Origin of the sequence: Pseudomonas sp. MWU13-2862, assembly GCF_023242495.1 — a bacterium.
GTDB lineage: Bacteria > Pseudomonadota > Gammaproteobacteria > Pseudomonadales > Pseudomonadaceae > Aquipseudomonas > Aquipseudomonas gingeri_D.
Window position 1 is genome coordinate 438,520 of record NZ_JALMEZ010000003.1, and the last position, 25,390, is coordinate 463,909.

At 62.2% G+C, this 25,390-nt stretch carries 28 protein-coding genes; 16 read left to right on the plus strand and 12 right to left on the minus strand.

Annotation, left to right across the window (positions count from 1 at the left end; translation table 11 throughout):
- Positions 1-135: 135 nt before the first annotated feature.
- Both choX and betC read right to left on the minus strand, forming a co-directional pair.
- Positions 136-1,056 (minus strand): choline ABC transporter substrate-binding protein, encoded by a 921-nt coding sequence (choX, locus tag M5C56_RS07830; protein ID WP_103496228.1) that lies wholly within the window; start codon positions 1,054-1,056, stop codon positions 136-138.
- Between the two features lie 19 nt (positions 1,057-1,075).
- Entirely contained in the window at positions 1,076-2,590 is a 1,515-nt protein-coding gene (betC, locus tag M5C56_RS07835) for a choline-sulfatase (protein WP_103496229.1), read from the minus strand.
- A gap of 114 nt (positions 2,591-2,704) precedes the next feature.
- Between betC and M5C56_RS07840 the strand changes: the two genes are divergently transcribed.
- A complete protein-coding gene (locus M5C56_RS07840; RefSeq protein ID WP_103496230.1) occupies positions 2,705-3,655 on the plus strand; it encodes a LysR family transcriptional regulator in 951 nt (316 codons plus the stop codon).
- 35 nt (positions 3,656-3,690) lie between these two features.
- Positions 3,691-4,017, plus strand: coding sequence for a DOPA 4,5-dioxygenase family protein (locus M5C56_RS07845; RefSeq protein WP_103496231.1), 327 nt, complete (start codon positions 3,691-3,693; stop codon positions 4,015-4,017).
- 4 nt (positions 4,018-4,021) lie between these two features.
- On the opposite strand, the gene M5C56_RS07850 is transcribed toward M5C56_RS07845, so the two are convergent.
- The 4 genes from M5C56_RS07850 to trpB form a co-directional block, all read right to left on the minus strand.
- Complete coding sequence (locus tag M5C56_RS07850; RefSeq protein WP_103496232.1) at positions 4,022-4,462, minus strand: anti-virulence regulator CigR family protein; 441 nt, start codon at positions 4,460-4,462, stop codon at positions 4,022-4,024.
- A gap of 143 nt (positions 4,463-4,605) precedes the next feature.
- Positions 4,606-4,887, minus strand: a complete 282-nt coding sequence (locus M5C56_RS07855) for a hypothetical protein (RefSeq protein WP_103496233.1) — start codon at positions 4,885-4,887, stop codon at positions 4,606-4,608.
- A gap of 192 nt (positions 4,888-5,079) precedes the next feature.
- Positions 5,080-5,886: a tryptophan synthase subunit alpha gene (gene trpA, locus M5C56_RS07860; protein ID WP_103496234.1), complete on the minus strand. Its 807-nt coding sequence runs from the start codon at positions 5,884-5,886 to the stop codon at positions 5,080-5,082.
- The gene (gene trpB, locus M5C56_RS07865) at positions 5,886-7,106 is read right to left on the minus strand and encodes a tryptophan synthase subunit beta (protein ID WP_100939965.1); all 1,221 of its coding nucleotides are present in this window, start codon (positions 7,104-7,106) and stop codon (positions 5,886-5,888) included. Before trpB ends, trpA begins: the two co-directional genes overlap by 1 nt.
- Positions 7,107-7,218: 112 nt before the next feature.
- Here trpB and M5C56_RS07870 point away from each other — a divergent pair, with 112 nt between their 5' ends.
- Positions 7,219-8,112: a LysR family transcriptional regulator gene (locus tag M5C56_RS07870; protein ID WP_103496235.1), complete on the plus strand. Its 894-nt coding sequence runs from the start codon at positions 7,219-7,221 to the stop codon at positions 8,110-8,112.
- Here M5C56_RS07870 and M5C56_RS07875 read toward each other — a convergent pair.
- Positions 8,109-8,435 carry a DUF883 family protein gene (locus M5C56_RS07875; RefSeq protein WP_103496236.1) on the minus strand — a complete coding sequence of 109 codons (327 nt, stop codon included), beginning with the start codon at positions 8,433-8,435 and terminating at the stop codon, positions 8,109-8,111. The genes M5C56_RS07870 and M5C56_RS07875 overlap by 4 nt on opposite strands.
- 161 nt (positions 8,436-8,596) lie before the next feature.
- On the opposite strand from M5C56_RS07875, the gene M5C56_RS07880 reads away from it, so the two are divergent.
- Entirely contained in the window at positions 8,597-8,812 is a 216-nt protein-coding gene (locus M5C56_RS07880) for a dodecin (RefSeq protein WP_100939968.1), read from the plus strand.
- Between the two features lie 134 nt (positions 8,813-8,946).
- Positions 8,947-9,177, plus strand: coding sequence for a DUF1161 domain-containing protein (locus tag M5C56_RS07885; protein WP_103496237.1), 231 nt, complete (start codon positions 8,947-8,949; stop codon positions 9,175-9,177).
- Positions 9,178-9,230: 53 nt separating this feature from the next.
- Here the strand turns inward: M5C56_RS07885 and M5C56_RS07890 are convergent, their stop codons facing one another.
- The gene (locus M5C56_RS07890; RefSeq protein ID WP_103496238.1) at positions 9,231-10,232 is read right to left on the minus strand and encodes an LLM class flavin-dependent oxidoreductase; all 1,002 of its coding nucleotides are present in this window, start codon (positions 10,230-10,232) and stop codon (positions 9,231-9,233) included.
- 220 nt (positions 10,233-10,452) lie between these two features.
- On the opposite strand from M5C56_RS07890, the gene M5C56_RS07895 reads away from it, so the two are divergent.
- Positions 10,453-10,884, plus strand: a complete 432-nt coding sequence (locus M5C56_RS07895) for an OsmC family protein (protein ID WP_103496239.1) — start codon at positions 10,453-10,455, stop codon at positions 10,882-10,884.
- A gap of 128 nt (positions 10,885-11,012) precedes the next feature.
- The gene (locus tag M5C56_RS07900) at positions 11,013-11,246 is read left to right on the plus strand and encodes a DUF1161 domain-containing protein (protein WP_103496240.1); all 234 of its coding nucleotides are present in this window, start codon (positions 11,013-11,015) and stop codon (positions 11,244-11,246) included.
- A gap of 2 nt (positions 11,247-11,248) precedes the next feature.
- Here the strand turns inward: M5C56_RS07900 and M5C56_RS07905 are convergent, their stop codons facing one another.
- The gene (locus tag M5C56_RS07905) at positions 11,249-11,665 is read right to left on the minus strand and encodes a hypothetical protein (RefSeq protein ID WP_103496241.1); all 417 of its coding nucleotides are present in this window, start codon (positions 11,663-11,665) and stop codon (positions 11,249-11,251) included.
- Positions 11,666-11,841: 176 nt separating this feature from the next.
- On the opposite strand from M5C56_RS07905, the gene M5C56_RS07910 reads away from it, so the two are divergent.
- Complete coding sequence (locus M5C56_RS07910) at positions 11,842-12,891, plus strand: aminopeptidase (RefSeq protein WP_103496242.1); 1,050 nt, start codon at positions 11,842-11,844, stop codon at positions 12,889-12,891.
- A gap of 119 nt (positions 12,892-13,010) precedes the next feature.
- On the opposite strand, the gene M5C56_RS07915 is transcribed toward M5C56_RS07910, so the two are convergent.
- A complete protein-coding gene (locus M5C56_RS07915; RefSeq protein WP_103496243.1) occupies positions 13,011-13,655 on the minus strand; it encodes an HAD family hydrolase in 645 nt (214 codons plus the stop codon).
- Positions 13,656-13,682: 27 nt separating this feature from the next.
- A complete protein-coding gene (locus M5C56_RS07920; protein ID WP_103496244.1) occupies positions 13,683-14,231 on the minus strand; it encodes a gamma carbonic anhydrase family protein in 549 nt (182 codons plus the stop codon).
- Positions 14,232-14,293: 62 nt separating this feature from the next.
- Here M5C56_RS07920 and prlC point away from each other — a divergent pair, with 62 nt between their 5' ends.
- A complete protein-coding gene (gene prlC / locus M5C56_RS07925; protein WP_247263085.1) occupies positions 14,294-16,372 on the plus strand; it encodes an oligopeptidase A in 2,079 nt (692 codons plus the stop codon).
- Positions 16,369-16,656, plus strand: coding sequence for a YheV family putative zinc ribbon protein (locus M5C56_RS07930; protein ID WP_100939977.1), 288 nt, complete (start codon positions 16,369-16,371; stop codon positions 16,654-16,656). The genes prlC and M5C56_RS07930 overlap by 4 nt, the downstream gene beginning before the upstream one ends.
- Positions 16,657-16,667: 11 nt before the next feature.
- Here the strand turns inward: M5C56_RS07930 and M5C56_RS07935 are convergent, their stop codons facing one another.
- Entirely contained in the window at positions 16,668-17,342 is a 675-nt protein-coding gene (locus M5C56_RS07935; RefSeq protein ID WP_103496245.1) for a dual specificity protein phosphatase family protein, read from the minus strand.
- 303 nt (positions 17,343-17,645) lie between these two features.
- Between M5C56_RS07935 and M5C56_RS07940 the strand changes: the two genes are divergently transcribed.
- The 6 genes from M5C56_RS07940 to M5C56_RS07965 all read left to right on the plus strand — a co-directional run bounded on the left by M5C56_RS07940 (position 17,646) and on the right by M5C56_RS07965 (position 25,214).
- Positions 17,646-18,386 carry a gluconate 2-dehydrogenase subunit 3 family protein gene (locus M5C56_RS07940; protein ID WP_103496246.1) on the plus strand — a complete coding sequence of 247 codons (741 nt, stop codon included), beginning with the start codon at positions 17,646-17,648 and terminating at the stop codon, positions 18,384-18,386.
- 2 nt (positions 18,387-18,388) lie between these two features.
- Positions 18,389-20,173, plus strand: coding sequence for a GMC family oxidoreductase (locus tag M5C56_RS07945; RefSeq protein ID WP_247263086.1), 1,785 nt, complete (start codon positions 18,389-18,391; stop codon positions 20,171-20,173).
- Positions 20,174-20,185: 12 nt separating this feature from the next.
- Positions 20,186-21,460, plus strand: a complete 1,275-nt coding sequence (locus tag M5C56_RS07950; RefSeq protein ID WP_103496248.1) for a cytochrome c — start codon at positions 20,186-20,188, stop codon at positions 21,458-21,460.
- Positions 21,461-21,539: 79 nt separating this feature from the next.
- Positions 21,540-22,598 (plus strand): PA0069 family radical SAM protein, encoded by a 1,059-nt coding sequence (locus M5C56_RS07955; protein ID WP_103496249.1) that lies wholly within the window; start codon positions 21,540-21,542, stop codon positions 22,596-22,598.
- A gap of 253 nt (positions 22,599-22,851) precedes the next feature.
- On the plus strand, positions 22,852-23,583 hold the full coding sequence (locus M5C56_RS07960) for a carbonic anhydrase (protein WP_103496250.1): 732 nt from the start codon (positions 22,852-22,854) through the stop codon (positions 23,581-23,583).
- Positions 23,584-23,678: 95 nt separating this feature from the next.
- Positions 23,679-25,214: a SulP family inorganic anion transporter gene (locus tag M5C56_RS07965; RefSeq protein WP_103496251.1), complete on the plus strand. Its 1,536-nt coding sequence runs from the start codon at positions 23,679-23,681 to the stop codon at positions 25,212-25,214.
- Positions 25,215-25,390: the final 176 nt, after the last annotated feature.

Sequence of the window (25,390 nt, forward strand, 5' to 3'; positions counted from 1 at the left end):
GTGCACAATGCCTGTGCTCGCCGCCTAACTGTAGGAGCAGAGCTTGCTCGCGAAGAGGCCCTTGAACGTTGCACAGCCCTCAAGGCCGCCATCGCCAGCAAGCCGGCTCCTACACGTCGGATTGTGTGTTGGCCGTTAGAGCTTGGCCTTCACCGCCGACAACCCATCCTGGCCATCCACGGTCTTGACCCCGTCCAGCCACTTGTCCAGCACCGCCGGATTGGCCTTGATCCAGGCCTTGGCCGCGTCGGCATTGGTCAGCTTCTTGTTCACCACTTCGGCCATGATGCTGTTTTCCATGTCCTGGGTGAAGCTCAGGTTGCTCAGCAACTTGCCGACGTTCGGGCAGGCCTGTGCATAACCCTTGCGGGTCACGGTATAGACGCTACCGGTATCACCGAAGTATTTCTCGCCGCCCTTGAGATAGTGCATCTTCATCTGCACGTTCATCGGGTGCGGGGTCCAGCCGAGGAACACCACGAACTTCTGCTTCTTCACCGAACGGGCCACTTCAGCCAGCATCGCCTGCTCGCTGGACTCCACCAGTTTCCACTGGCCGAGGTCGAACTCGTTCTTCTTGATGATCTCCCCCAGCGAGATATTGGCCGGGGCCCCGGAGCCGATGCCATAGAGCTTCTTGTCGAACTTGTCGGCGAACTTGTTCAGGTCGGCAAAGTTATGCACACCCGCGTCCCAGACATAATCCGGGACCGCCAGGGTGAATTCGGTGCCGTCGAGGTTCTTCGCCAGTTGCGTGACATCGCCGTTGGCCACGAACTTGTCGTAGAAACCCTGCTGCGCCGGCATCCAGTTGCCGAGGAACGCATCCACCTGGCCGTCCTTGAGACCGCCATAGGTGATCGGCACCGCCAGGGTGTCGACCTTGGCCTTGTAGCCCAGGCCATCCAGCAGCAGGCTGGTGATGGCGTTGGTCGCGGCAATATCGCTCCAGCCCGGATCGGCCATTTTCACCGTGTCGCAGCTCTGCTCGGCATAGGCACTCAGGCTGCTCATGGCCAGGAGGCCTACCGTCAGTGCTGTGGATAACTTCTTCATCGCCTTCCCCTTACGTTCGTTATTGATTTTGGCAGGGTTGTGGATAACGCGCTTTGCGTTCCAGATCGTCGAGGTCGATATGGTTGCGCATGTATTGCTGACTGGCGTCCACCAGTGGCTGGTGATCCCAGCTCTTCAGCTTTCCTTGGGTCAATGCGCTGGCGACGAAACGCCGTCGGCGCTGACTGGCGAGCACCTGTTGGTGGATCGCCGGGATGTTCCATTTCGCCCGGGCTTCGGCCAGGAAGTCGTTGAAGAGTGCTTGGTGCGGCGCTGATTGGCTAAGTTCTTCCTCCTCGCGTGGGTCATGGTGGATATCGAAGAGCAGACAGGGGTCGTCTTCGCTGTAGATGAATTTGTAGGCGCCGCGACGAATCATCATCAGCGGGCTGATGGTGCCTTCGGCCATGTATTCGCCGAACACTTCGTCGTGGCCGCCCTCGCCTTTCAGGTGCGGGACCAGCGAGCGCCCGTCCAGCGGCAGCTCGGCCTGCAGCGTGCCGCCGGCCAGTTCCACCAGGGTCGGCAGCAGGTCGGCGGTGGAGACCGCGGCGCTGACGCGTCCGGCGGCGAACTGACCCGGGGCGCTGATCAGCAGCGGCACCCGCGCGGACATTTCGAACCAGTGCATTTTGTACCAGAGGCCACGCTCGCCGAGCATGTCGCCGTGGTCGCCGGAGAACACGATCACCGTGTCCTCGGCCAGCCCGGTTTCCTCCAGGGTTTGCAGGAGTTTGCCGACGTTGCTGTCGATATAGCTGCATGCGCCGAAGTAGGCACGACGGGCATCGCGGATCTTATCCACAGGCAGCGGCTTGTCCCACAGGTCGTAGACCTTGAGCAGACGCTGGGAATGCGGATCGAGGCTGTCCTGGGCCGGGGTCTGCGGCAACGGGATATCTTCGTCGCGATACAGGTCCCAGAAGGCCTTGGGAATGGTGTAGGGATCGTGGGGGTGGGTCATGGACACGGTCAGGCAGAACGGCTGGTTGCCGTCTTCGCGCACATGGTCGAACAGGTATTGCTGCGCCTTGAAGACCACCTCTTCATCGAAGTCCAGCTGGTTGGTGCGCACGCAGGGACCGGCCTGCAGCACCGAGGACATGTTGTGGTACCAGGTCGGCCGCACGTCGGGCTCGTCCCAGTTCACCGCCCAGCCATAGTCCGCCGGGTAGATATCGCTGGTCAGGCGCTCTTCGTAGCCATGCAACTGGTCCGGCCCGCAGAAGTGCATCTTGCCCGACAGCGCGGTGCGATAGCCCATGCGCCGCAGATAGTGGGCATAGGTCGGTACGTCGGCGGGGAAATCGGCGGCGTTGTCGTAGGCACCGATCTTGCTCGGCAACTGGCCACTGACCAGGGTAAAACGTGACGGCGCGCAGAGCGGGCTGTTGCAGTAGGCGGCATCGAAGACCACGCCTTCGGCGGCCAGGCGGCTCAGGTTCGGAAGCTTGATGGGCGATGCACCGTAGAGCGGCAACAGGGGCGCGGCCATTTGATCGGCCATGATGAAGAGAATGTTCTTGCGCTTCATGTAATCGCGGCATTCCATAGTGAATTGTTATGCGATAGTGCTGTGATCCAGCATGTGGCCCACGGAATCTGTGGTAAAGCCCCTACCAAACAATGACTAGGATAAGTACAGCTTATGTATGAAGCGCTGGGTGACCTGTCCCTCGATCTGCTCCGGGCCTTTGAAGCGGCGGCCCGTCATCACAGCTTTACCGCCGCGGCGGTGGAGCTGGGCACGACTCAGCCGGCCATCAGCCAGCAGATCAAGCGCCTGGAAGACCAGTTGACCACCCGCCTGTTCGACCGCATCTACCGGGGCATCGAGTTGACCGAAGCCGGCTCGATTCTGTTCGAGCAGGTGCAGGCCGGTTTGCAGAGCATCGACAGTGGCTTGAGCGCGGTCACCGCCCAGCGTCAGCACGAGGTGCTGCAGGTCGCTACCGACTTTGCTTTTGCCGCCTATTGGTTGATGCCGCGCCTGCACCGTTTTCATGCGGCCAATCCGCAGGTCGATGTCAGCCTGGTGACCAGTGAGCGTAGCCACAACATGTTGCGCACTGATATCGATGTGGCGGTGTTGTTCGGCAAGGGCCGTTTCAAGCAGGGCGAGAGTCATTGGCTGTTCAGCGAGGAAGTGTTTCCGGTGTGCAGCCCGCAATTGCTCAAGGGCCGCGAGCTGCCGCTGCCCACCGAGGCCTTGCTGGAGTTTCCGTTGCTGCACCTCAAGGGCGAAAACAGCAGCCACTGGTTCGACTGGAGCGGGGTTTTTCGCGAACTGGGACTGACCACGGCACCGGCGCCGGGGCAATTGCGCTTCGACAACTACACCTTGCTGATCCAGGCGGCGATCGGCGGCCAGGGCGTGGCCATCGGCTGGCGTCACCTGGTGGATAATCTGTTGGAGCAGGGATTGTTATGCCGGCCGATCAGCCAGACGGCGATTTCCACTTTTGGCTATTACGTGGTCTTGCCCCAGCGTAAACGGCGTGGCGCGCTGATCCAGCGTTTCTTCGACTGGTTGATGGCCGAGCAGGCCGACAGTGCGCAATCGCTGGTGGGGCTGGGCTTGCCCTCGATTGCGGTGTAGCGTTAGGCCATTAACCGACGCTGAACGAGAGCGGCATGCAACGTATCAAGGGTTATCACGCCCACATCTATTTCGATGCTTCGACACTGGAGCAGGCCCGTGAGCTATGTGAGCTGGCGGCGACGACCTTTCCACTGCAGATGGGGCGGATGCACGAGCGCCCGGTGGGGCCTCATCCGGACTGGAGCTGCCAACTGGCGTTCGAAGCGCAATATATCGGCGTGGTCTTGCCGTGGCTGGCGTTGCACCGCAAGGGCCTGGTGGTGTTCATCCATCCCCTGACCGGCGATGACCTGGCCGACCATCGCGATCATGGGATCTGGATGGGGGCGGTCAGGCCATTGGATCTGTCGCTGTTCTAGGCGGTCAGTTCAGCACGCCGTCGAGAATCTCGTAGACAACCCCGGTGCCGATGGTAATCAGGACCACGTCATTGCCCATGCGCCGCCACTCGTAACCCTCATACCTCGGCAGGCGGCTCAGTGCCCGGTCGTCCAGGCGCTCGCCTTCGTAGCCCCGTGGCAGCGGCCGGCCACGTTCCAGACGGTAGCCCGGTGGCGGTGGCGCGCCACGGCCGAAGTGTTCACGGTCATCATGAATGATCTGCCGGACCGGGCCGAAGTCCTGGGGCGGACGGTGCATATTGCGCTCGTCATGTCCCCTGTCCGGGCCTCTGTCGGGACCCCGTTGGTCATAGCCACCGTGATCATGGTCTTCGCCGTGCCATTGATCCTCGGCATGCAGCAGCGGACTGGCGCTCAGTACCAGCAGACCAAGACCGGCCATCAGGCGTTTGGGCATTTTCATCGGGGGCATTCCTCACCACACGGGCAATACATCGAATAGGGGTGAAGATTTGGCTTCAAACCCCCGGGTCATACTTTATTAGTCCGCATGGTGGCGTTTAGATTCCTTTGTATCAGGAACTTTACCTTTGGCCGGCACCGACGTTATCGCCAGCGATCATGCTGTTCGCTCATGCCGTGTCGCAGGGCTTCGAGGCGTTCGCGCAAGGAGGCGTCGTTTGCCGGCTCGCCGGCGGTTCTTGCGGGATCGGAGGCCAGGCTCGTGGCACTGGGCGCCAGGGCTTCGAACGCGAACAGGCTGGACAGGTCTTGTCGCGGTGGCGGCGTTTGGCGTGGAAGCGAAGTGACCGACCCGAGCCGCTTTGGGCGCGGGATTTCAGTGACGGACAGGTGATCGAGGAAGGTACAGGCGACAGCGAGGGTCATAGGGGGCATCCATGTTCATGGGTAACGATCCAGCGCTCCTGCGCGGCCGTCTCTTGCCAGTATTTCCCGGAAAGAGCATGTAATGATTACCCCTTTGACAGCGCAGTTCTGTCAATAAACGCTCAGGTTGGTGCCCATGAAAAAGGGACCCAAGGTGGTGGCCCTGGATCCCTCTGTGCCGTGCCGCGTGGTTCAGCGCGCGGTACGTACGCCTTCGGCGAGGGCCGCGCAGAGGCTCAGCACGCCATCGATGGCCTGCTCATCGCTGCTGGCGTTGGCGATGTGATCGATCAGCGCCGAGCCGACCACCACACCATCCGCCAACCGGGCGATGGCCGCGGCCTGCTCCGGGGTGCGGATACCGAAACCGATGCTGATCGGCAGGTCGGTGTGACGACGCAGGCGGGCCACCGCTTCTTCGACGTGTTCCAGGGTCGCCGAGCCGGCACCGGTCACACCGGCAACCGACACGTAGTAGACGAAGCCGGAGCTGCCGTTGAGCACGGTGGGCAGGCGCACGTCGTCGGTGGTCGGCGTGGTCAGGCGGATAAAGTCCAGGCCGGCGGCCTGGGCCGGGTCGCACAGTTCGCCGTTATGTTCCGGCGGCAGGTCGACCACGATCAGGCCGTCGACACCGGCGGCCTTGGCATCGGCGATAAAACGCGGTACGCCGTAGTGGTGGATCGGGTTGAAGTAACCCATCAGCACCAACGGGGTGTCGTTGTTCTCGGCGCGGAACTCGCGAACCATCTGCAGGGTTTTTGCCAGGTTCTGCTTGGCGCCCAGGGCACGGATGTTCGCCAGCTGGATCGCCGGGCCGTCGGCCATCGGATCGGTGAAGGGCATGCCCAGCTCGATCACATCGGCACCGGCCTTGGGCAGGCCCTTGAGGATCGCCAGGGAGGTGTCATAACCCGGGTCGCCGGCGGTGATAAAGGTCACCAGGGCGGCGCGGTTCTGTTCTTTCAGCTCGGCAAAGCGGGTTTGCAGGCGGCTCATCAGTGTTTCTCCTGCTGGGACTGTTGCATGTGGTGCATGACGGTTTGCATGTCCTTGTCACCGCGACCGGACAGGTTGACCACCATCAGGTGATCCTTGGGCAGGGTCGGCGCACGCTTGAACACTTCGGCCAGGGCATGGGCACTTTCCAGGGCCGGGATAATGCCTTCGAGACGGCAGCACTGGTGGAACGCGGCCAGGGCTTCGTGATCGGTGATCGAGGTGTACTGGACGCGACCGATATCGTGCAACCAGGCGTGTTCCGGGCCGATGCCGGGGTAGTCGAGGCCGGCGGAAATCGAGTGGGCATCGATGATCTGGCCGTCGTCGTCCTGCAGCAGGAAGGTCCGGTTGCCGTGCAGCACGCCCGGGACGCCGCCGTTCAGGCTGGCGGCGTGCTTGCCGGTTTCGATACCGTGGCCGGCCGCTTCGACGCCGATGATTTCGACGCTGGTGTCATCGAGGAACGGGTGGAACAGGCCCATGGCGTTGGAGCCGCCACCGATGCACGCCACCAGGCTGTCGGGCAGGCGCCCTTCCTGGGCTTGCAACTGGTCGCGGGTTTCCTTGCCGATCACCGCCTGGAAGTCGCGGACCATGGCCGGATACGGGTGCGGGCCGGCGACGGTGCCGATCAGGTAGAAGGTGCTGTCGACGTTGGTCACCCAGTCGCGCAGGGCTTCGTTCATCGCGTCCTTCAGGGTGCCGGTGCCGGCGACCACCGGGATCACTTCGGCGCCCAGCAGCTTCATGCGGAACACGTTGGCCTGCTGGCGCTCGATGTCGGTGGTGCCCATGTAGATCACGCAGTCCAGGCCGAAGCGCGCGGCGACGGTGGCGGTGGCCACGCCGTGCATGCCGGCGCCGGTCTCGGCGATGATGCGTTTCTTGCCCATGCGCCGCGCCAGCAGGATCTGGCCGATGCAGTTGTTGATCTTGTGGGCGCCGGTGTGGTTCAGCTCTTCGCGCTTGAGGTAGATCTTCGCGCCGCCGCAGTGTTCGGTCAGGCGTTCGGCGAAGTACAGCGGGCTCGGACGACCGACGTAGTCGCGCTGGAAGTAGGCCAGTTCCTCGATGAACGCAGGATCGATCTTGGCGGCTTCGTATTCGCGGTTCAGGTCGAGGATCAGCGGCATCAGGGTTTCGGCCACGTAGCGGCCGCCGAATGCGCCGAACAGGCCGTTGGCGTCGGGGCCGTTGCGCAGGTTGGACTGGGTCATGGGAGGCTCCAGGTGGGCGATTGAATGTTTGATGGGGTTCACTCTAACCATGACAGGCGCGGATGAAAACCGATAAGATCGCCGCAACCTGTCAGGAAAACTCACAGATACCATGAGCCGCGACCTTCCCCCGCTCAATGCCTTGCGCGCCTTCGAGGCCACCGCCCGCTTGAACAGCGTCAGTCAGGCCGCCGAACAGCTGCATGTGACCCATGGAGCGGTCAGCCGGCAGTTGAAAGTGCTTGAGGAGCATCTGGGCCTGAGCCTGTTCGCCAAGGAAGGTCGCGGCCTGAAACTCACAGATGCGGGCGTTCGCCTGCGCGACGCCAGTTTCGAGGCGTTCGAGCGGCTGCGGGCGGTCTGCGCCGAGTTGACCCAGAGCACGGCGGACGCGCCCTTTGTGCTGGGCTGTTCCGGGAGCCTGCTGGCGCGCTGGTTTATTCCGCGACTGGGGCGGCTGAATGCCGATTTGCCCGACCTGCGCCTGCACCTGTCGGCGGGTGAAGGCGATCTCGATCCGCGCAAGCCGGGGCTCGATGCCCTGCTGCTGTTCGCCGAGCCGCCGTGGCCGGCGGATATGCAGGTTATAGAACTGGCGAGCGAGCGCATCGGCCCGGTCATGAGTCCGCATTTTGCCCGTTACGAGTCATTGCTGCGGGCCCCGGCCCGTGGCCTGGTGGGTGAAGCGCTGTTGCACACCACCTCACGACCCCAGGCCTGGCCCAGCTGGGCGCGGCAGAACGGTATCGATGCGGCGCAGTTGAAGTACGGACAGGGTTTCGAGCATCTGTACTACCTGCTCGAAGCGGCGGTGGCCGGTTTGGGGGTGGCGATCGCGCCGCAGCCGCTGGTAGCGGACGATTTGCGTGGCGGTCGGCTGGTGGCGCCCTGGGGCTTCAATGAAACCCCGGGGCGGCTGGCCTTGTGGCTACCCCGGCGCGCCACGGACGGACGCGCCCAGCAGTTGGCCCAATGGCTCAAGACCGAGTTGGAACACAGGGCTTAATCGCCGCGTTTGCACAACAGGTAAGCGGCCAAAAGCCCCAGCGCACCCACCGCGACACCGGCGGTTGTCCACGGATGTTCCTGGGCATAATCACGGGTCGCAATCCCGGTTTCGCGGGTTCTGACCTTGACCTCTTCATAGGCATCGCTGAGCAGGTGACGTGAATGCTTGAGTGCGTTCTCGGCATTGCTCTTGAGGGCCTTGAGGGTTTTGCGCGACTCGTCCGAGGCGTCGTCCTTGAGGCTTTCGAGGGACTTGAGCAGGCTCTCGATTTCGGCTTCCATGCTTTGCAATGAGGCTTTGCGTAGTGCGTTGCTGGCCATATCGGCGTTCTCCCGCAGTTGAGTGGCGTGTGCAGATTGGGACTCCAGCGCGCGGTGAAAGTGCAGAAAATCTGCATCGCATCTCAGGATCTATCGATCCGAGCTGTGGGAAAAATCACTGCTAGGCTCTCTGGACAGCCCCCGGGACTTAGGAGAACAGCATGAGCGACCACCACACCTACAAGAAAATCGAACTGGTAGGTTCTTCCCCCACCAGTATCGAAGACGCCATCAACAATGCCCTGGCCGAAGCCGGTAAAAGCATCAAGCATCTGGAGTGGTTCGAGGTGCTTGATACCCGTGGGCATATCAAGGACAACAAGGCCGCGCACTTCCAGGTCACCCTGAAAGTCGGCTTCAGAATCGCCAATAGCTGAACAAATACTGGCCTTTTGAACTTATAGGCTGGCCGACTGCCATATTGATTGCTATACAGAGGGTGCTAAATAGCCCGAGGTGCGTCGCCCAAAAGCCGACGCACTTTTTTTGATCTGACCAGGGAATATGATCGATGAAGAAGCTTGTGCTGGCGGTAGCGTTGTTGAGTGTGGCGGGAACCGCCCTTGCGGCGGGCAAGCCATGCGACGTGGTGGAGAAGGACATCAAGGACAAGCTTGAAGCCAAGGGCGTTCATGGTTATTCGCTGCAGATCGTCGATAAAGCCGGCAATAGCGGTACCGATGGCAAGACCATTGGCACCTGCGATGCGGGTAAGAAGGAAATCGTCTACAAGCGCAAATAAGCGTAAGTGGATATCAAAGCCGGCGCTGGCGCCGGCTTTTTTGTGGCTGGCCGTCAGCCCTTCATGACCTGCGCCAGCAACTCGTAGGAATGCAGTCGATCGGCATGTTCATACAGGTCGCAGGTGAAGATCAGCTCATCGGCCTGGGTCTGCTCGATCAGGACTTCCAGCTTGGCGCGGATCTTCTCGGGGCTGCCGACCATCGCCAGGCCGAGGAAACTCGCCACCGCTTCTCTTTCGTGGGGCAGCCACAGGCCATCCATGGTCTGCACCGGCGGCCGTTGCACCAGGCTCTGGCCACGCATCAGCGCAAGGATGCGCTGGTACACCGAGGTCGCCAGGTAGTCGGCCTTTTCATCGGTATCCGCGGCCACCAGCGGTACGCCGAGCATCACGTAGGGTTTGTCGAGCACCGCCGAAGGCTTGAAGTGATTGCGGTAGACGCGAATCGCCTCATGCATGTAGCGCGGTGCGAAATGTGAGGCGAAAGCGTAGGGCAAACCCCGCTCCCCGGCCAGCTGTGCGCTGAACAGGCTCGAACCCAGCAGCCAGACCGGCACCTGGGTACCGGTGCCCGGCATGGCGATCACCCGTTGTTCCGGTGTGCGCGGGCCGAGGTAGCCCATCAGCTCAGTGACATCTTCGGGGAAGTCGTCGGCGCTGCCCGAACGCTCGCGGCGCAGGGCCCGGGCGGTCATCTGGTCGGAACCCGGGGCGCGGCCCAGGCCCAGGTCGATACGGCCGGGATAGAGACTTTCCAGGGTGCCGAACTGTTCGGCGATCACCAGGGGCGCATGGTTGGGCAGCATCACGCCGCCGGAACCGACGCGAATGGTCGAGGTGCCGCCCGCCAGGTAACCCAGCAGCACGGACGTCGCCGAACTGGCGATCCCGTCCATGTTGTGGTGCTCGGCGACCCAGAAGCGGTGGTAGCCGAACTTCTCCACATGACGGGCCAGATCCAGCGAATTGCGCAGGGATTGGCCCGGGCTGCCGTCCTGGCGCACGGGCACCAGGTCGAGGGTGGAAAACTTGACGTCGGACAGTCGCTTCATGAGCCTGCTACTCCTGTGAGGGTACGCAGGCTTCGTCTGCTGTCGAAAAACCTGCCGGTCTCCAGGGAATGTGGGCATATACCCGAGTTTCAAGAGGAGAGCTGTTTTTAACCTGCATTTTTTTCAGATGAGTCTTACGGGGTGAACTTTAATCCAGCGTCTATCCTCAGAACCTTGACCCCGGCGTGAACCCTTCGCGCCGGCTTTTGAGGAGGCAGCTATGAGTATCACGAAGAAAGCATCGGCTCATTGGGCAGGCGACCTGAAAACCGGTATTGGTTCCATTTCCACGGAAACCGGGGTGTTGCGTGAAGCGCCTTACGGTTTCAAGGCACGTTTCGAAGGCGGCAAGGGCACCAACCCGGAAGAACTGATCGGTGCCGCCCACGCGGGGTGTTTCTCCATGGCCTTTTCGATGATTCTCGGCGAGGCCGGGCTCAAGGCCGACAGTATCGACACCCAGGCCGAAGTGACCCTGGACCAGGTTGACGGTGGTTTTGCGATCACCGCGGTGCACCTGATTCTCAAGGCGAAAATCCCCGGCGCCAGCCAGCAGCAGTTCGATGAGCTGAGCAAAAAGGCCAAGGAAGGTTGTCCGGTGTCCAAGGTGTTGAACGCGAAGATCAGCCTCACCGGGACCTTGGTGCACTGATTGCGCACTGGCAAGACCCAGGGATGTGAGGTGGCTCAGAACTTGGCTGGCGCAAGTGTGGTCGAATGAACTGTGGCAGTTTGCGCGTACGCCCTGGCGACGCGCTGCCGTAGTCAAGGAGTTCGACCATGAAACGTATTGCCCTGGGGATTTTCTGTTGCGTGCTGGCCACCTCGGCCCTGGCCGCGACCAAGCCGTGTGAAGAGCTCAAGTCCGAGATCGAAACCAAGATCCAGGCGGCCGGCGTCAGTTCCTACACCCTGGAGATCGTTGCCAGGGATGAAGTCCACGACCAGAACATGGTCGTGGGCAGTTGTGAAGGCGGCAGCAAGAAAATCATCTACCAGAAGAACGACCGCTGAAGCTACGGAATGCAGAACACATTGTTCTGCTCCGCCACGACTTCACCCTTGTCGTTGTACAGCCGCGCGCTGGCGTTGAAGCCCAGGGCTATACCCTCCAGGCGGTAGCGCCGGCCGGCTTCGAAGTGGTCGTAGTGCACGCTCAGGTAGCACAGCCGGTTCGGCGGGTCGGTGTTCATCGCCATGCCGCCGATATAGACCTCGTAATCGAAACGAGCCAGGAGGTCATGGCTGCCCGGCGTGACCTGGAAAAAGCGTCCGTCGCGCAGACGCTGCTTGTCCAGGCTTTCGGCCATGATCACCGTACCGGTGTGGGTGTCCAGGTCGACCCAGGCCATTTGCGGATTCACCGCCGGTAACGGACTGATACAGCCGCCCAGGCTGGCCAGGGCGAAGAGTACGGGGAGATGTTTGCGCATGATGTTTCCACTCTGTTCAGGAGATCAGCATACCTGCGTTCAGGGGTATCGGGACGCCCGGGCGTGAAGCTTGTGGTGGGGCCTCCCTGCGGTGAACACCTCAACCTCGATAATCTTCATGGAAAAGCCTTCAGCCCGCGCGCTAGTCTTGTGTCTGCTCCCTGCAGGTGATTCCCATGATGTTCAGGCCCGTGGTACGCGGTTCGATAGGCGCCTTGCTGCTGTTGCTCGGTGGTTGCAGCAGTCTCAATTATTATAGCCAGCTGGCCGGTGGCCAGTTGAGCCTGTTGCACGCCCGGGAGCCGGTGGCCGAGGTGATTGCCGATCCGGCCCGGGACCCGAAACTGCGCGAACACCTGGCCCAGTCCCAGCAGGCGCGGGCCTTTGCCAGCGAGCATCTGCACCTGCCGGACAACCGCAGTTACCGCTTGTATGCGGATATCAAACGCCCTTATGTGGTCTGGAATGTCTTTGCCACGCCGGAATTTTCCCTGACCCCGCAGCAGCATTGTTTCCCGATTGCCGGTTGCGTGGCCTATCGCGGCTATTACAACCAGGGCGCGGCGCGGGGTGAGGCGGCGCTGCAGAAGCAGCAGGGCATGGACGTGTATATCGGCGGGGTCGAGGCCTACTCGACGCTGGGCTGGTTCGACGATCCGATTATCAGTTCGATGCTGACCTGGGGCGACGAGCGCCTGGCGACGCTGATCTTTCATGAACTGGCGCACCAGCGTTTTTATGTAAAGGACGACACCGAGTTCAATGAGTCCTATGCCAACTTCGTCGAGCAGGAAGGCACGCGGCAATGGCGGGCGGCGCGAGGCTTGCCGCCGGCCAAGGTCAACGATGTAGCGCAGAAGGATCAGTTTATCGAGCTGGTGCTGAAGACCCGGGCGCGCTTGCAGCAGTTGTATGCGCAGGCCTTGCCGGTCGAGCAGATGCGTGAGCGCAAGGCGCAGGAGTTCCAGCGCTTGCGGGACGAGTACCACCAGATGCAGGCGAGTCAGTGGGCGGGTGACAAGCGTTATGACGCCTGGATCAACGGGCCGCTGAATAACGCCAAGCTGCTGCCCTTCGGGCTGTATGACCAGTGGGTGCCGGCGTTTGCGGCGTTGTTCAAGCAGGTGAATGGCGACTGGCCGGTGTTCTTCAAGGCTGTGGAAAAGCTGGGGGGCTTGCCGGTTGGCGAGCGTACGGCGGCGTTGCGCAAGCTGATGCCTGGCTGAAGGGCGCCATCGCGAGCAAGCTTGCTCCTACAATGTTTGTGTCGTGCCAATAAGTTGCGGACGACCGATATCTTGTAGGAGCAAGCTTGCTCGCGATGCAGGCGACACGGTTTCACGTCTTACACAAACGCCCGATGCAACTGCGCCAGCGTCTGGAAATGATAAGCCGGCTGCTGCGCACTCAACTCCTCGAAACTGCCGAACCCATACCCCACCGCCGCCGCATCCAGACCATTGCGTTGCGCGCCGATCAGGTCGTGCTTGCGGTCGCCGATCATCAGCGTATCGCTCGGTTCCAACCCTTCTTCGGCGATCAGGTGGGCAATCAGCTCGACCTTGTCGGTCCGCGTGCCATCCAGCTCGCTGCCGTAGATCATCTTGAAGTGCCGGGCAAAATCGAAATGCCGGGCAATCTCCCGGGCAAACACCCAGGGCTTGGACGTGGCGATATACAAGGTGCGCCCCTGCCCGCCCAGCAGCTCCAGCAACGGCATGACCCCTTCGAACACCCGGTTCTCATACAGCCCGGTCACCTTGAAGCGTTCCCGGTAGAAGTTCACCGCCTCCCAGGCCTTGGCCTCGTCAAACCCGTAGAACTGCATGAACGCCTGCAACAACGGCGGGCCGATAAAGTGTTCGAGCTTGCCGAGGTCCGGCTCGTCGATCCCCAGTTTGCCCAGCGCGTACTGGATCGAACGGGTGATGCCCTCGCGCGGGTCGGTCAGGGTGCCGTCGAGGTCGAAGAGAATCGTCTGGTAATGCATGGAATGTCCTGGCTGTACAAAAAATAATCAAACGGCCTGGTGATAACCTTCGGCCATGTGCAGGTCCTTGAGCTTCACGTAGTTCGCCGCGCTGTAGGTGAAAAACGCCCGTTCCTTGTCCGTCAGCGCGCGCGCCTGCTTGACCGGGCTGCCGACATAGAGAAAGCCGCTTTCCAGGACCTTGCCCGGCGGCACCAGGCTGCCGGCGCCGACGATCACCTCGTCCTCGATCAGCGCGCCATCCATGACGATGCTGCCCATGCCGATCAGAATCCGGCTGCCCACCGTGCAGCCATGCAGCATGACCTTGTGGGCGATGGTCACGTCGTCGCCGATCAGCAGCGGGAAACCCTCGGGGTTGAAAGGCCCGGCGTGGGTGATATGTAACACGCAGCCGTCCTGCACGCTGGTGCGTTGGCCGATGCGGATGCGGTGCATGTCGCCGCGGATCACGGTCAACGGCCAGATGGAGCTGTCGGCGCCGATTTCGACGTCGCCGATCACCACCGCCGAACGGTCGACAAAGGCCCGTTCACCGAGTGCCGGCGTGAGATTCTGATAGGTGCGAAGGGACACGATAGGCGCTCTCTCTTTGGTTGATAGCTGCGGTCGACGTCGATTGTAATTAAGATGGGCCCATGTTTCTTCCAGCCAAGGTGCCAACCGTGAGCGTGAACAACCCTCTTCTGCAGTCCTACGACCTGCCGCCGTTCTCGGCGATCCGCGCCGAACACGTGCTGCCGGCCATCGAACAGATCCTGGCGGACAACCGCGCGGCCATCGCCGAAATCCTCGCCACCCAAGGCCAACAGCCTACCTGGGCCGGGCTGATCCTGGCGATGGATGAACTCAACGATCGTCTGGGCGCCGCCTGGAGTCCGGTCAGCCACCTGAATGCGGTGTGCAACAGCGCTGAATTGCGCGAAGCCTACGAGGCCTGCCTGCCGGCCTTGAGCGCCTACTCCACGGAGCTGGGCCAGAACCGCGAACTGTTCCAGGCGTTCGAAGCCCTGGCGAACAGCCCGCAGGCCGCCAGCTTCGACGTCGGCCAGAAAACCATTCTCGAACACTCCCTGCGCGACTTCCGCCTGTCGGGTATCGACCTGCCGCCCGAGCAGCAAAAGCGCTATGCGGAGGTGCAGAGCAAGCTGTCCGAACTGGGCAGCCGCTTCTCCAACCAGTTGCTCGACGCGACCCAGGCCTGGACCCGGCACGTCACCGACGAGGCCGGTCTTGCCGGCCTGAGCGACTCCTCCAAGGCGCAAATGGCCGCCGCGGCCCAGGCCAAGGGCCTGGACGGCTGGTTGATCACCCTGGAATTCCCGAGCTACTACGCGGTGATGACCTACGCCCAGGACCGCGCCCTGCGCGAAGAGGTGTACGCCGCCTACTGCACCCGGGCCTCGGACCAGGGCCCGAATGCCGGCCAGTACGACAACGGTCCGGTGATGGAAGAAATCCTCGACCTGCGCCAGGAACTGGCGCAATTGTTGGGTTTCGCCAGCTTCTCGGAATTGAGCCTGGCGACCAAGATGGCCGACTCCAGCGACCAGGTGCTGACCTTCCTGCGCGACCTGGCCAAGCGCAGCAAGCCGTTTGCCGCCCAGGACCTGCAACAACTCAAGGCCTACGCCGCCGAACAAGGCTGTGCCGAGCTGCAAAGCTGGGACAGCGGTTACTACGGCGAGAAGCTGCGTGAGCAACGCTACAGCGTTTCCCAGGAAGCCCTGCGCGCCTACTTCCCGATCGACAAGGTGCTCGGCGGGCTGTTCGCCATTGTCCAGCGCCTGTACGGCATCGAGATTGCCGAGCAGAGCGGTTTCGACACCTGGCACCCGGATGTCCGCCTGTTCGAAATCAAGGAAAACGGCCAGCACGTCGGGCGTTTCTTCTTTGACCTCTATGCCCGCGCCAACAAGCGTGGCGGGGCCTGGATGGACGGTGCCCGTGATCGTCGGCGTACGGTTGATGGCGTCCTGCAAAGCCCGGTGGCCAACCTGGTGTGCAACTTCGCCCCGGCCGACAGCGGCAAGCCGGCCCTGCTGACCCATGACGAAGTCACCACCCTGTTCCACGAGTTCGGCCATGGGCTGCATCACCTGCTGACCCGTATCGACCATGCCGGCGTGTCCGGTATCAATGGCGTGGCCTGGGATGCCGTGGAGCTGCCGAGCCAGTTCATGGAAAACTGGTGCTGGGAGCCTGAAGGCCTGGCGTTGATCTCCGGTCACTACGAAAGCGGCGAACCGTTGCCCCAGGATCTGCTGGAAAAAATGCTCGCGGCGAAGAACTTCCAGTCCGGGCTGATGATGGTGCGCCAGCTGGAATTCTCGCTGTTCGACTTCGAACTGCATGCCACCCACGGCGACGGCCGCAGCGTGGCACAGGTCCTCGAAGGCGTGCGCGACGAGGTCTCGGTGATGCGTCCGCCGGCCTACAACCGCTTCCCCAACAGCTTTGCGCACATTTTCGCCGGCGGTTACGCGGCGGGCTACTACAGCTACAAATGGGCGGAAGTGCTGTCGGCCGACGCCTTCTCCAAGTTCGAGGAAGAGGGTGTGCTGAACGAACAGACCGGTCGTGCCTTCCGTGAAGCGATCCTGGCCCGCGGTGGCTCCCAGGCGCCGATGGTGCTGTTCGTCGACTTCCGTGGCCGCGAGCCGTCGATTGACGCACTCTTGCGTCATAGCGGCCTGAGCGAGGATGCCGCGGCATGAGCGAGGCACCCGTGATCAAGACCAAGAAGCGCTTTATCGCCGGGGCGGTCTGCCCGGCGTGCAGCGAGCAGGACAAGCTGATGATGTGGAGCGAAGACGACGTTCCGCACCGTGAGTGCGTGGCTTGCGGTTATGCCGATACCCTGAATGAACAGGGCTTGTCGGTGCCCAAGGAGCTGGGTACGCGGGTCAATACCGCACCGGTCAAGGCGCCGCAGGACAACAAGGTCCAGACCGTGCAGTTTTTCCCCAATCCCAAGTTGAAAAAGCCCGACGGCCAATAGCCGCCCAGGGGCTATTTGCTGAGCCGGGTTACGCCCGGCTCATCCTCGGCACTCACAGACTTGAGCCAGCTCTGCACCGCGCAGGTGGCGTAGGGACTGGTGCTGCACGCGCCGCTGGCGAGGGCTTCGCGTAGCTTGTCGACCGGCGCCTGCATCATGTAGCGGATGCTGTCCTTGAAGTGCGTGCTGTCGCCGAATCCGCCCATCATCATTTCGCTCAGGGCTTCCTCCTTGCTCCAGCCCTGCACCACCACGCGGTACATCGCCGCCATCAGGCCGGCGCGTTCCGTGCCCTTCCGGTCGTGGATCAGCACCGAACCCCGGTCCTCGGCGTCCTTGATCGCGCGCAAGACGGTCAACACGTCGGCGTCATCGACATGGCCGATCCGGTAGGGCAGATGCACCTGCTTGATGTTCGGGGCCGACAGCCAGCTGGAGTCGGCCTCCGGCTGGAAGTTGATGACCGTGGTGATGTTCAGCCTGGCCAGGATCGGCACGGCATTGCTGTCGGGCAAGGTGCTGCGATAGAGCGTCGGGGTCATCTGGTTGAGGTTGTACTGGTTGCCCACCGATGTGGCCCATTGCGGCGGGCGTTGGTTGCTGTTGTCGCCGGCCTGGGCGGCGAGCAGCACCAGGCCGCTGATCAGCATCAGGCCAAGGAGGGAAAACCAGCGAACGATCGACATAGATGGACGGCGCCCGGAAAAAGAAAACTCGATATTGCCCTATAGCATTGATTTTTACGGATCAAAAGCCCGTGAGTCGAGCGTCAAAGATTTGTGAGAGAGGCGGAATGAAGGCCGGAAAAGGTCGAGATTTTTAGCTGAATCGATTTATCTTGATGCTTAGGCTGCTATCATTTGTAACTAAAGGTTGCCAGTGTGTTCTCAATCCGAGGTGTCTCGATAGAGACCGCTGCCCGAAAAAGACAGGTTGCTCAATTGAAGTGACCGATTAATCCGTGCGTGCAAGATGAGTGAGGTAACGCCATGTCTGATCAAGATCGAGATAACCCGCGGCGTGAGTTCCTGCGCAAAACCCTGACCTTGATCCCGGTGGTCACCGTGGCGAGCAGCGCGTTGGGCAGCAGTGTCCTGCAAGCCGCCTCGCAAGTGACGCCAGCGGCCGCCGACAAGGCTCCGGTCAACAGCGGGCATTACGAGCCGAGCTTTTTCACCGCCGAGGAATGGGCTTTTCTCAATGCCGCCGTGGCCCGATTGATTCCGGCCGACGCCCAGGGGCCGGGTGCCCTGGAAGCCGGTGTGCCGGAATTTATCGACCGGCAAATGAACACCCCTTACGCCAGTGGCGCCTTGTGGTTTATGCAGGGGCCCTTCGCCACCGATGCGCCGCCGGAGATGGGTTGGCAAAGCAAACTGGTGCCCCGCGAGATCTATCGGCTGGGCATCGCTGCTACGGAGGCCTGGTGCAAGAAGCTGCAGGGTTCAACCTTTGTCGCGCAAGACAGCGCTACCCAGGATGCCTTGCTCAAGCGACTGGAGGTCGGAGACGCCGATTTCGACAGTGTCCCGCCGAAGATTTTCTTCAGCTTCCTGCTGCAAAACACCAAGGAAGGTTTCTTCAGCGACCCGATCCATGGCGGCAACAAAGGTCTGGTCGGCTGGACCATGATCGGCTTTCCCGGCGCCCGCGCCGATTTTATGGATTGGGTTGAACGCAACGAGCAATACCCCTTCCCGGCTGTATCCATTCGCGGCGAGAGGGCATGAGCATGGCGATTCAAATGAAGAAGGTCGACGCGGTAATCGTCGGTTTCGGCTGGACCGGGGCGATCATGGCCAAGGAACTGACCGAAGCCGGGCTCAATGTCGTGGCCCTGGAACGCGGTCCCATGCAGGACACCTACCCAGACGGCAATTACCCACAGGTGATCGACGAGCTCACCTACAGCGTGCGCAAGAAACTCTTCCAGGATATCTCCAAGGAAACCGTCACCATTCGCCATAGCGTCAATGACGTCGCCCTGCCGAACCGCCAGCTCGGCGCGTTCCTGCCGGGCAATGGCGTGGGTGGTGCGGGGCTGCACTGGTCTGGCGTGCACTTTCGGGTCGATCCCATCGAGCTGCGCATCCGCAGTCACTACGAAGAGCGCTACGGCAAACACTTCATTCCCAAGGACATGACCATCCAGGATTTCGGCGTCAGCTACGAAGAGCTGGAACCGTTCTTCGACCATGCCGAAAAGGTCTTTGGCACCTCGGGGCAGGCCTGGACCGTCAAGGGCCAGTTGGTCGGCCAGGGCAAGGGCGGCAACCCTTACGCGCCGGATCGCTCCAATCCCTTTCCGCTGGAGTCGCAGAAGAACACCTACTCCGCGCAGCTGTTCCAGAAAGCCGCCAGCGAGGTCGGCTACAAGCCCTACAATCTGCCATCGGCAAATACTTCAGGGCCCTACACCAACCCTTACGGGGCGCAGATGGGCCCGTGCAATTTCTGCGGCTTCTGCAGCGGTTATGTCTGCTACATGTATTCCAAGGCCTCGCCGAACGTGAACATCCTGCCGGCGTTGCGCCAGGTGCCGAACTTCGAACTGCGGCCCAATTCCCACGTGCTGCGGGTCAATCTCGACAGCACCAAAAGCAAGGCCACCGGCGTGACCTATATCGACGCCCAGGGCCGCGAGGTGGAGCAAGAGGCCGACCTGGTGATTCTCGGCGCCTTCCAGTTCCATAACGTGCGGCTGATGCTGCTGTCCGGCATCGGCAAGCCCTACGACCCGATCACCGGCGAAGGCGTGGTGGGCAAGAACTTCGCCTACCAGAACATGGCCACCGTGAAGGCCTTCTTCGACAAGGACGTGTACACCAACAACTTTATCGGTGCCGGCGGCAACGGTGTGGCGATCGACGATTTCAACGCCGATAACTTCGACCACGGTCCCCATGGCTTTGTCGGCGGGTCGCCGATGTGGGTCAACCAGGCCGGCAGCCGGCCGATTGCCGGGACTTCGAACCCGCCGGGCACACCAGCCTGGGGCAGTGCCTGGAAACGTGCCACGGCCGATTACTACACCCACCAGGTGTCGATGGATGCCCACGGTGCGCACCAGTCCTATCGGGGCAACTACCTGGATCTCGACCCGGTTTACCGTGATGCCTACGGCTTGCCGCTGTTGCGGATGACCTTCGACTGGCAGGAAAACGACATCAAGATGAACCGCTTCATGGTCGACAAACTGAGCAAGGTCGCCGAGGCGATGAACCCCAAGTCCATTGCCCTGCTGGGCAAGCAGGTCGGTGAGCACTTCAACACGTCGTCCTACCAGACCACCCACCTCAACGGTGGCGCGATCATGGGCACCGACCCGAAGACCAGCGCCCTGAACCGCTACCTGCAATGCTGGGATGTGCACAACGTCTTTGTCCCTGGCGCTTCGGCTTTCCCCCAGGGTCTGGGCTACAACCCCACCGGCCTGGTGGCGGCGCTGACCTACTGGTCGGCCCGGGCGATCCGCGAGCAGTACCTGAAAAATCCCGGCCCGTTGGTCCAGGCATAAGGAGCGATAAACATGAAAGCACTGGTTATCGCCACCCTGGCGTTGTTGGGCAATGGCGCGGTCAGCGCCGCCGAGGCCGATCCGTCGGCCCTGATCAAGCAGGGAGAATACCTGGCGCGAGCCGGGGACTGCGTGGCCTGTCACACGGCCAAGGGCGGCCAGCCGTTCGCCGGCGGGCTGCCGATGCAGACGCCCATCGGCACGATCTATTCGACCAATATCACCCCGGATAAAAGTGGGATCGGCGCCTACAGCTTCGAAGATTTCGACCAGGCGGTCCGCCATGGTGTCGCCAAGAACGGCAGTACGCTTTACCCGGCGATGCCCTATCCGTCCTACGCCCGGGTCAGCGACAGCGATATGCAGGCGCTGTACGCCTACTTCATGAAGGGCGTGGCGCCGGTGGCCCAGGAAAACAAGGCCGTCGATATCCCCTGGCCGCTGAGCATGCGCTGGCCGTTGGCGGGTTGGCGCTGGGTGTTTGCGCCCAAGGTCGCCGAATACCAGGCCGGCAGCGGCGCTGACCCGGTGGTGAGCCGTGGCGCCTATCTGGTCGAAGGCCTCGGCCATTGCGGTGCCTGCCATACGCCACGGGCCCTGACCATGCAGGAAAAAGCCTTGAGCGCGAATGACGGCAGTGCCTTCCTGGCGGGCAGCGCGCCGCTCGAGGGCTGGATCGCGAAAAGCCTGCGCGGCGACCATAAGGATGGCCTCGGCAGTTGGAACGAAGCGCAGCTGGTGCAGTTCCTCAAGACCGGTCGCAGCGATCGCAGCGCGGTATTCGGCGGCATGAGCGATGTGGTGGTGCACAGCATGCAATACATGAGCGATGACGATCTGACGGCGATTGCCCGCTACCTCAAGAGCTTGCCGCCGGTGGATCCGCAGGACGCGCCTCACGCCTATGAGCCGCAGGTCGCACAAGCCCTGTGGAAAGGTGATGACAGCAAGCCGGGGGCGTCGGTCTATATCGACAACTGCGCGGCCTGCCACCGTACCGACGGTCACGGCTATACCCGGGTGTTCCCGGCGTTGGCCGGTAACCCGGTGGTGCAATCGGCGGACCCGACGTCGTTGATCCATATCGTGCTCAAGGGCGGCACCTTGCCGGCGACCCACACCGCACCTTCGAACTTCACCATGCCGGCGTTTGCCTGGCGATTGTCGGACCAGGAAGTGGCGGACGTGGTCGGTTTCATTCGCGGCAGTTGGGGTAATCAGGGCGGCGCAGTAAAGGCCAGCGATGTGGCGGCGTTGCGCAAGGAGGATATGCCGGCCAAACCGTAGGCTGGCGCCTGCCAGACGGTGCTAGGCAGATTCGCCTGACTCCATTACTGTATATAAATACAGTAATGGAGCCTTTCCAATGTTCACCCCGCTCCCACCCCGTGGCCGTGGCACCGCGACCAACCCGCACAACCGCTTCGCGTCCCATCGTTCGGTGGCCGAGGACGACGGCTGGTACCAGGAAGTCCCGTTGACCCAGGGCACCGAGGTGCGCATCGAGACGGCGAAATCCATCATCACCCGCAACACCTCGCCGGACCTGCCCTTCGACCGCTCCATCAATCCCTATCGCGGCTGCGAGCACGGTTGCATCTACTGCTACGCACGCCCCAGTCATGCCTACTGGGATATGTCCCCAGGCCTGGATTTCGAAACCAGGCTGATCGCCAAGACCAACGCCGCCGCCGTGCTGGAGCAGCAATTGTCCAAGCCGGGCTATCGGGTGGCCCCGATCAACCTGGGCTCCAACACCGATCCCTACCAGCCGATCGAACGCGAGCACCAGCTCACCCGACGGATCCTCGAGGTGTTGCTGCGTTATCGGCATCCGGTGACCATCGTCACCAAGGGCTCGCTGATCCTGCGCGACCTCGACCTGCTCACGGAACTGGCACGGCAGCGCCTGGTGGCGGTGATGATCAGCCTGACCAGCCTCGACGACGAACTCAAGCGCATCCTCGAGCCCCGTGCGGCGGCGCCCAAGGCGCGCTTGCGGGCGATCCGGGTCATGGGTGAAGCAGGTATCCCGGTGGGCGTTTTATGTTCGCCGATGATTCCGATGATCAACGACAGCGAGCTGGAAAGCCTGCTCACCGAGGCCCGCGACGCCGGTGCCCAGAGCGCCGCCTACATGATGCTGCGCCTACCCCTGGAGGTAGCGCCGCTGTTCGAGGAGTGGCTCGCCGCCCACTATCCGCAACGGGCAGCCCATGTCTTGAGCCTGATTCGCCAGACCCGTGGCGGCGAGCTCTACGACAGCCGATTCGGTGCTCGGATGCGCGGCGAAGGGCCGTTTGCCGACCTGCTGGCGCAACGTTTTGCCAAGGCCATCAAGCGTCTGGGCCTCAACCGCCGCGAAGGTTACAACCTCGATTGCACGGCGTTTTGTCCTCCCGGAGGGCAAATGTCGTTACTCTGAGCCATGATCCGGACAAAGGTGTCTGCTGGCGTTTGGCCTGCGCCTATACTCTCGGGTAAGCGCGTAAGAAGCTTCTGGAACGTCCGTCCTAGAGCCTCTGATTCAGCTTGAGTTAAGTTTTCGCGACTAGGGTGAAGCTGCCTGTTGTGTACAGGTGCGTTCAAGGAATCGGGCGTATTGATCCGATGGGTGCTGGCGCGAGCGAGCCAAATCAGGAAAATCCCCTTCAATCCGTCAGAAAAGAGGATGAATCATGAGTGACAAGGATAAACAGCCGTCGGCTGCGTCGGCACCAGGGCTCCCCGGGGCCGAAACCGCCGATGCGGCGTTGCAGCATATCGTCGATGGCTTCCTGCATTTTCATCATGAAATTTTTCCGCAGCAGGAAGAGTTGTTCAAGAAACTCGCTACGGCCCAGAGCCCCCGGGCGATGTTCATCACGTGCGCGGATTCGCGGATCGTGCCTGAACTCATTACCCATAGCTCGCCCGGCGACCTGTTCGTGACCCGCAATGTCGGCAACGTGGTGCCGCCCTACGGGCAGATGAACGGCGGTGTCTCGACCGCCATCGAGTATGCGGTGCTGGCCCTCGGCGTGCAGCACATCATCGTCTGCGGGCATTCGGACTGCGGCGCCATGCGTGCGGTGCTCAACCCCGACAGCCTGGAAAAGATGCCCACGGTCAAGGCTTGGCTGCGCCATGCCGAAGTGGCGAAGACCATGGTCCATGAAAACTGCAACTGTGCCAACGAAAGTGAAAGCATGCAGGTGCTGACCGAAGAAAATGTTATCGCCCAGTTGCAGCACTTGCGCACGCACCCTTCGGTAGCCTCGCGCATGGCCAACGGTCACCTGTTTATCCATGGTTGGATCTACAACATCGAAACCAGCGAAATCAAAGCGTATGACGCCGATCGGGCCTGCTTCCTGCCCCTCGATGGCACTCATCCGATCCCGAGTGCGACGCCCAAAGCCCGCTTCTAGCGCCTGAAGCCTCCTCCATCCATTGGGTTCAGCCACGACCGACGTTCGAGCGGTCGGGCTTGGCCATGCCTGAAGAAATCCTCGGGAGATTCATCATGCGTGCAGCACAACTGAAAGCGGTTTTGCCACGGGAGCTATTGGCTTCCGTGGTGGTATTCCTGGTGGCCCTGCCGCTGTGCATGGGGATCGCCATCGCGTCCGGCATGCCACCGGCCAAAGGGCTGATTACCGGCATCATCGGTGGATTGGTGGTGGGCTGGCTGGCGGGTTCACCGTTGCAGGTCAGCGGTCCGGCCGCGGGTCTGGCGGTGCTGGTGTTCGAACTGGTGCGCGAGCACGGCATGGCCATGCTCGGGCCGATCCTGTTGCTGGCCGGCGTGTTGCAATTACTGGCTGGCCGCCTGCGCCTGGGCTGCTGGTTCCGGGTGACCGCCCCGGCGGTGGTCTACGGCATGCTTGCCGGGATCGGTGTGTTGATCGTGCTGTCCCAGGTCCATGTGATGCTCGACGGCTCTCCCCTACCCTCGGGGCTGGACAACCTGCTGGGCTTCCCCGCCGCTGTGGGCCAGGCGTTTTCCGGCGAAGGCAGCGGCTGGCAGGCCGGTGCGTTGGGCCTGGGAACCATCCTGGTGATGTGGCTTTGGGACAAGCGCAAACCCCATGTCCTGCGCTTTGTCCCGGGTGCGTTGCTTGGCGTGGGCCTGGCGACCCTGGCGAGCCTGCTGCTGGCGCTGTCGGTCAAGCGCGTGGAAGTCCCCGCCAACCTGGCCGAGGCCATCGACTGGCTGCGGCCCGCCGACCTGCTCAACCTGGCCGATCCCAACCTGCTGATCGCGGCTTTTGCCGTGGCCTTTATCGCCAGCGCCGAAACCCTGCTCTCAGCCGCCGCCGTGGACCGCATGCACGACGGCCAGCGTTCGGACTTCGACCGCGAACTGTCGGCGCAGGGGGTGGGCAACATGCTCTGCGGCTTGCTCGGGGCGCTACCCATGACCGGGGTGATCGTGCGCAGTTCGGCGAATGTCCAGGCCGGTGCCCGGACCCGCCTGTCGACGATGTTCCATGGCTTGTGGCTGCTGGCCTTTGTGCTGCTGTTGTCCAGCGTGCTGCAAAGCATTCCGGTGGCGAGCCTGGCGGGTGTGCTGGTGTATACGGGCATCAAGCTGGTGGACCTCAAGGTCTTTCGCGGCCTGGGGCGCTACGGGCGCATGCCGATGCTGACCTATGGGGCCACGGCCCTGGCGATTGTCTGCACTGATCTGTTGACGGGTGTGTTGATCGGTTTCGGCCTGACCCTGGCGAAGCTGGCCTGGAAAGCCTCGCGCCTGAAAATCAGCCTGGTGGACTTGCCTGCCGAGGGTGAGATGGAGCTGCGCCTGCTGGGAGCGGCGACCTTTCTCAAGGTGCCTGCGCTGACCCGGGTGCTGTCGACGGTTCCCACGGGCACGGTGGTGCACGTGCCGCTGGGCAACCTGAGCTATATCGACCACTCTTGCCTGGAGTTGCTGGAGGAGTGGGACCGCGCCAACCGGGCCAAGGGTTCGCGATTGGTGATCGAGGCCCATGGCTTGAAACGGCGCCTGGAAGGGCGGTTGCGGACCACCAGCGGTATCGGTTCCGCCGCAGCCTGACGAGGGTAAAACGCCACAAAACCTGTAGGAGCCGAGCTTGCTCGCGATCGGGCGCGCAGCGACCGCAGTCCGGCTGACTCGGTGTGCCAGATGCACCGCATGCGCAGGTTTTACGACTGCTGCGCAGCCGATCGCGAGCAAGCTCGACTCCTACAAGAGCGCGCGTCGGCAGCGGA

What these genes read in the sequence shown, in the direction of transcription:
- choX (WP_103496228.1), bottom strand. Translation starts at nt 1,056, where the DNA reads ATGAAGAAGTTATCCACAGCACTGACGGTAGGCCTCCTGGCCATGAGC.
- betC (WP_103496229.1), bottom strand. Translation starts at nt 2,590, where the DNA reads ATGAAGCGCAAGAACATTCTCTTCATCATGGCCGATCAAATGGCCGCG.
- M5C56_RS07840 (WP_103496230.1), top strand. Translation starts at nt 2,705, where the DNA reads ATGTATGAAGCGCTGGGTGACCTGTCCCTCGATCTGCTCCGGGCCTTT.
- M5C56_RS07845 (WP_103496231.1), top strand. Translation starts at nt 3,691, where the DNA reads ATGCAACGTATCAAGGGTTATCACGCCCACATCTATTTCGATGCTTCG.
- M5C56_RS07850 (WP_103496232.1), bottom strand. Translation starts at nt 4,462, where the DNA reads ATGAAAATGCCCAAACGCCTGATGGCCGGTCTTGGTCTGCTGGTACTG.
- M5C56_RS07855 (WP_103496233.1), bottom strand. Translation starts at nt 4,887, where the DNA reads ATGACCCTCGCTGTCGCCTGTACCTTCCTCGATCACCTGTCCGTCACT.
- trpA (WP_103496234.1), bottom strand. Translation starts at nt 5,886, where the DNA reads ATGAGCCGCCTGCAAACCCGCTTTGCCGAGCTGAAAGAACAGAACCGC.
- trpB (WP_100939965.1), bottom strand. Translation starts at nt 7,106, where the DNA reads ATGACCCAGTCCAACCTGCGCAACGGCCCCGACGCCAACGGCCTGTTC.
- M5C56_RS07870 (WP_103496235.1), top strand. Translation starts at nt 7,219, where the DNA reads ATGAGCCGCGACCTTCCCCCGCTCAATGCCTTGCGCGCCTTCGAGGCC.
- M5C56_RS07875 (WP_103496236.1), bottom strand. Translation starts at nt 8,435, where the DNA reads ATGGCCAGCAACGCACTACGCAAAGCCTCATTGCAAAGCATGGAAGCC.
- M5C56_RS07880 (WP_100939968.1), top strand. Translation starts at nt 8,597, where the DNA reads ATGAGCGACCACCACACCTACAAGAAAATCGAACTGGTAGGTTCTTCC.
- M5C56_RS07885 (WP_103496237.1), top strand. Translation starts at nt 8,947, where the DNA reads ATGAAGAAGCTTGTGCTGGCGGTAGCGTTGTTGAGTGTGGCGGGAACC.
- M5C56_RS07890 (WP_103496238.1), bottom strand. Translation starts at nt 10,232, where the DNA reads ATGAAGCGACTGTCCGACGTCAAGTTTTCCACCCTCGACCTGGTGCCC.
- M5C56_RS07895 (WP_103496239.1), top strand. Translation starts at nt 10,453, where the DNA reads ATGAGTATCACGAAGAAAGCATCGGCTCATTGGGCAGGCGACCTGAAA.
- M5C56_RS07900 (WP_103496240.1), top strand. Translation starts at nt 11,013, where the DNA reads ATGAAACGTATTGCCCTGGGGATTTTCTGTTGCGTGCTGGCCACCTCG.
- M5C56_RS07905 (WP_103496241.1), bottom strand. Translation starts at nt 11,665, where the DNA reads ATGCGCAAACATCTCCCCGTACTCTTCGCCCTGGCCAGCCTGGGCGGC.
- M5C56_RS07910 (WP_103496242.1), top strand. Translation starts at nt 11,842, where the DNA reads ATGATGTTCAGGCCCGTGGTACGCGGTTCGATAGGCGCCTTGCTGCTG.
- M5C56_RS07915 (WP_103496243.1), bottom strand. Translation starts at nt 13,655, where the DNA reads ATGCATTACCAGACGATTCTCTTCGACCTCGACGGCACCCTGACCGAC.
- prlC (WP_247263085.1), top strand. Translation starts at nt 14,294, where the DNA reads ATGTTTCTTCCAGCCAAGGTGCCAACCGTGAGCGTGAACAACCCTCTT.
- M5C56_RS07930 (WP_100939977.1), top strand. Translation starts at nt 16,369, where the DNA reads ATGAGCGAGGCACCCGTGATCAAGACCAAGAAGCGCTTTATCGCCGGG.
- M5C56_RS07935 (WP_103496245.1), bottom strand. Translation starts at nt 17,342, where the DNA reads ATGTCGATCGTTCGCTGGTTTTCCCTCCTTGGCCTGATGCTGATCAGC.
- M5C56_RS07940 (WP_103496246.1), top strand. Translation starts at nt 17,646, where the DNA reads ATGTCTGATCAAGATCGAGATAACCCGCGGCGTGAGTTCCTGCGCAAA.
- M5C56_RS07945 (WP_247263086.1), top strand. Translation starts at nt 18,389, where the DNA reads ATGGCGATTCAAATGAAGAAGGTCGACGCGGTAATCGTCGGTTTCGGC.
- M5C56_RS07950 (WP_103496248.1), top strand. Translation starts at nt 20,186, where the DNA reads ATGAAAGCACTGGTTATCGCCACCCTGGCGTTGTTGGGCAATGGCGCG.
- M5C56_RS07955 (WP_103496249.1), top strand. Translation starts at nt 21,540, where the DNA reads ATGTTCACCCCGCTCCCACCCCGTGGCCGTGGCACCGCGACCAACCCG.
- M5C56_RS07960 (WP_103496250.1), top strand. Translation starts at nt 22,852, where the DNA reads ATGAGTGACAAGGATAAACAGCCGTCGGCTGCGTCGGCACCAGGGCTC.
- M5C56_RS07965 (WP_103496251.1), top strand. Translation starts at nt 23,679, where the DNA reads ATGCGTGCAGCACAACTGAAAGCGGTTTTGCCACGGGAGCTATTGGCT.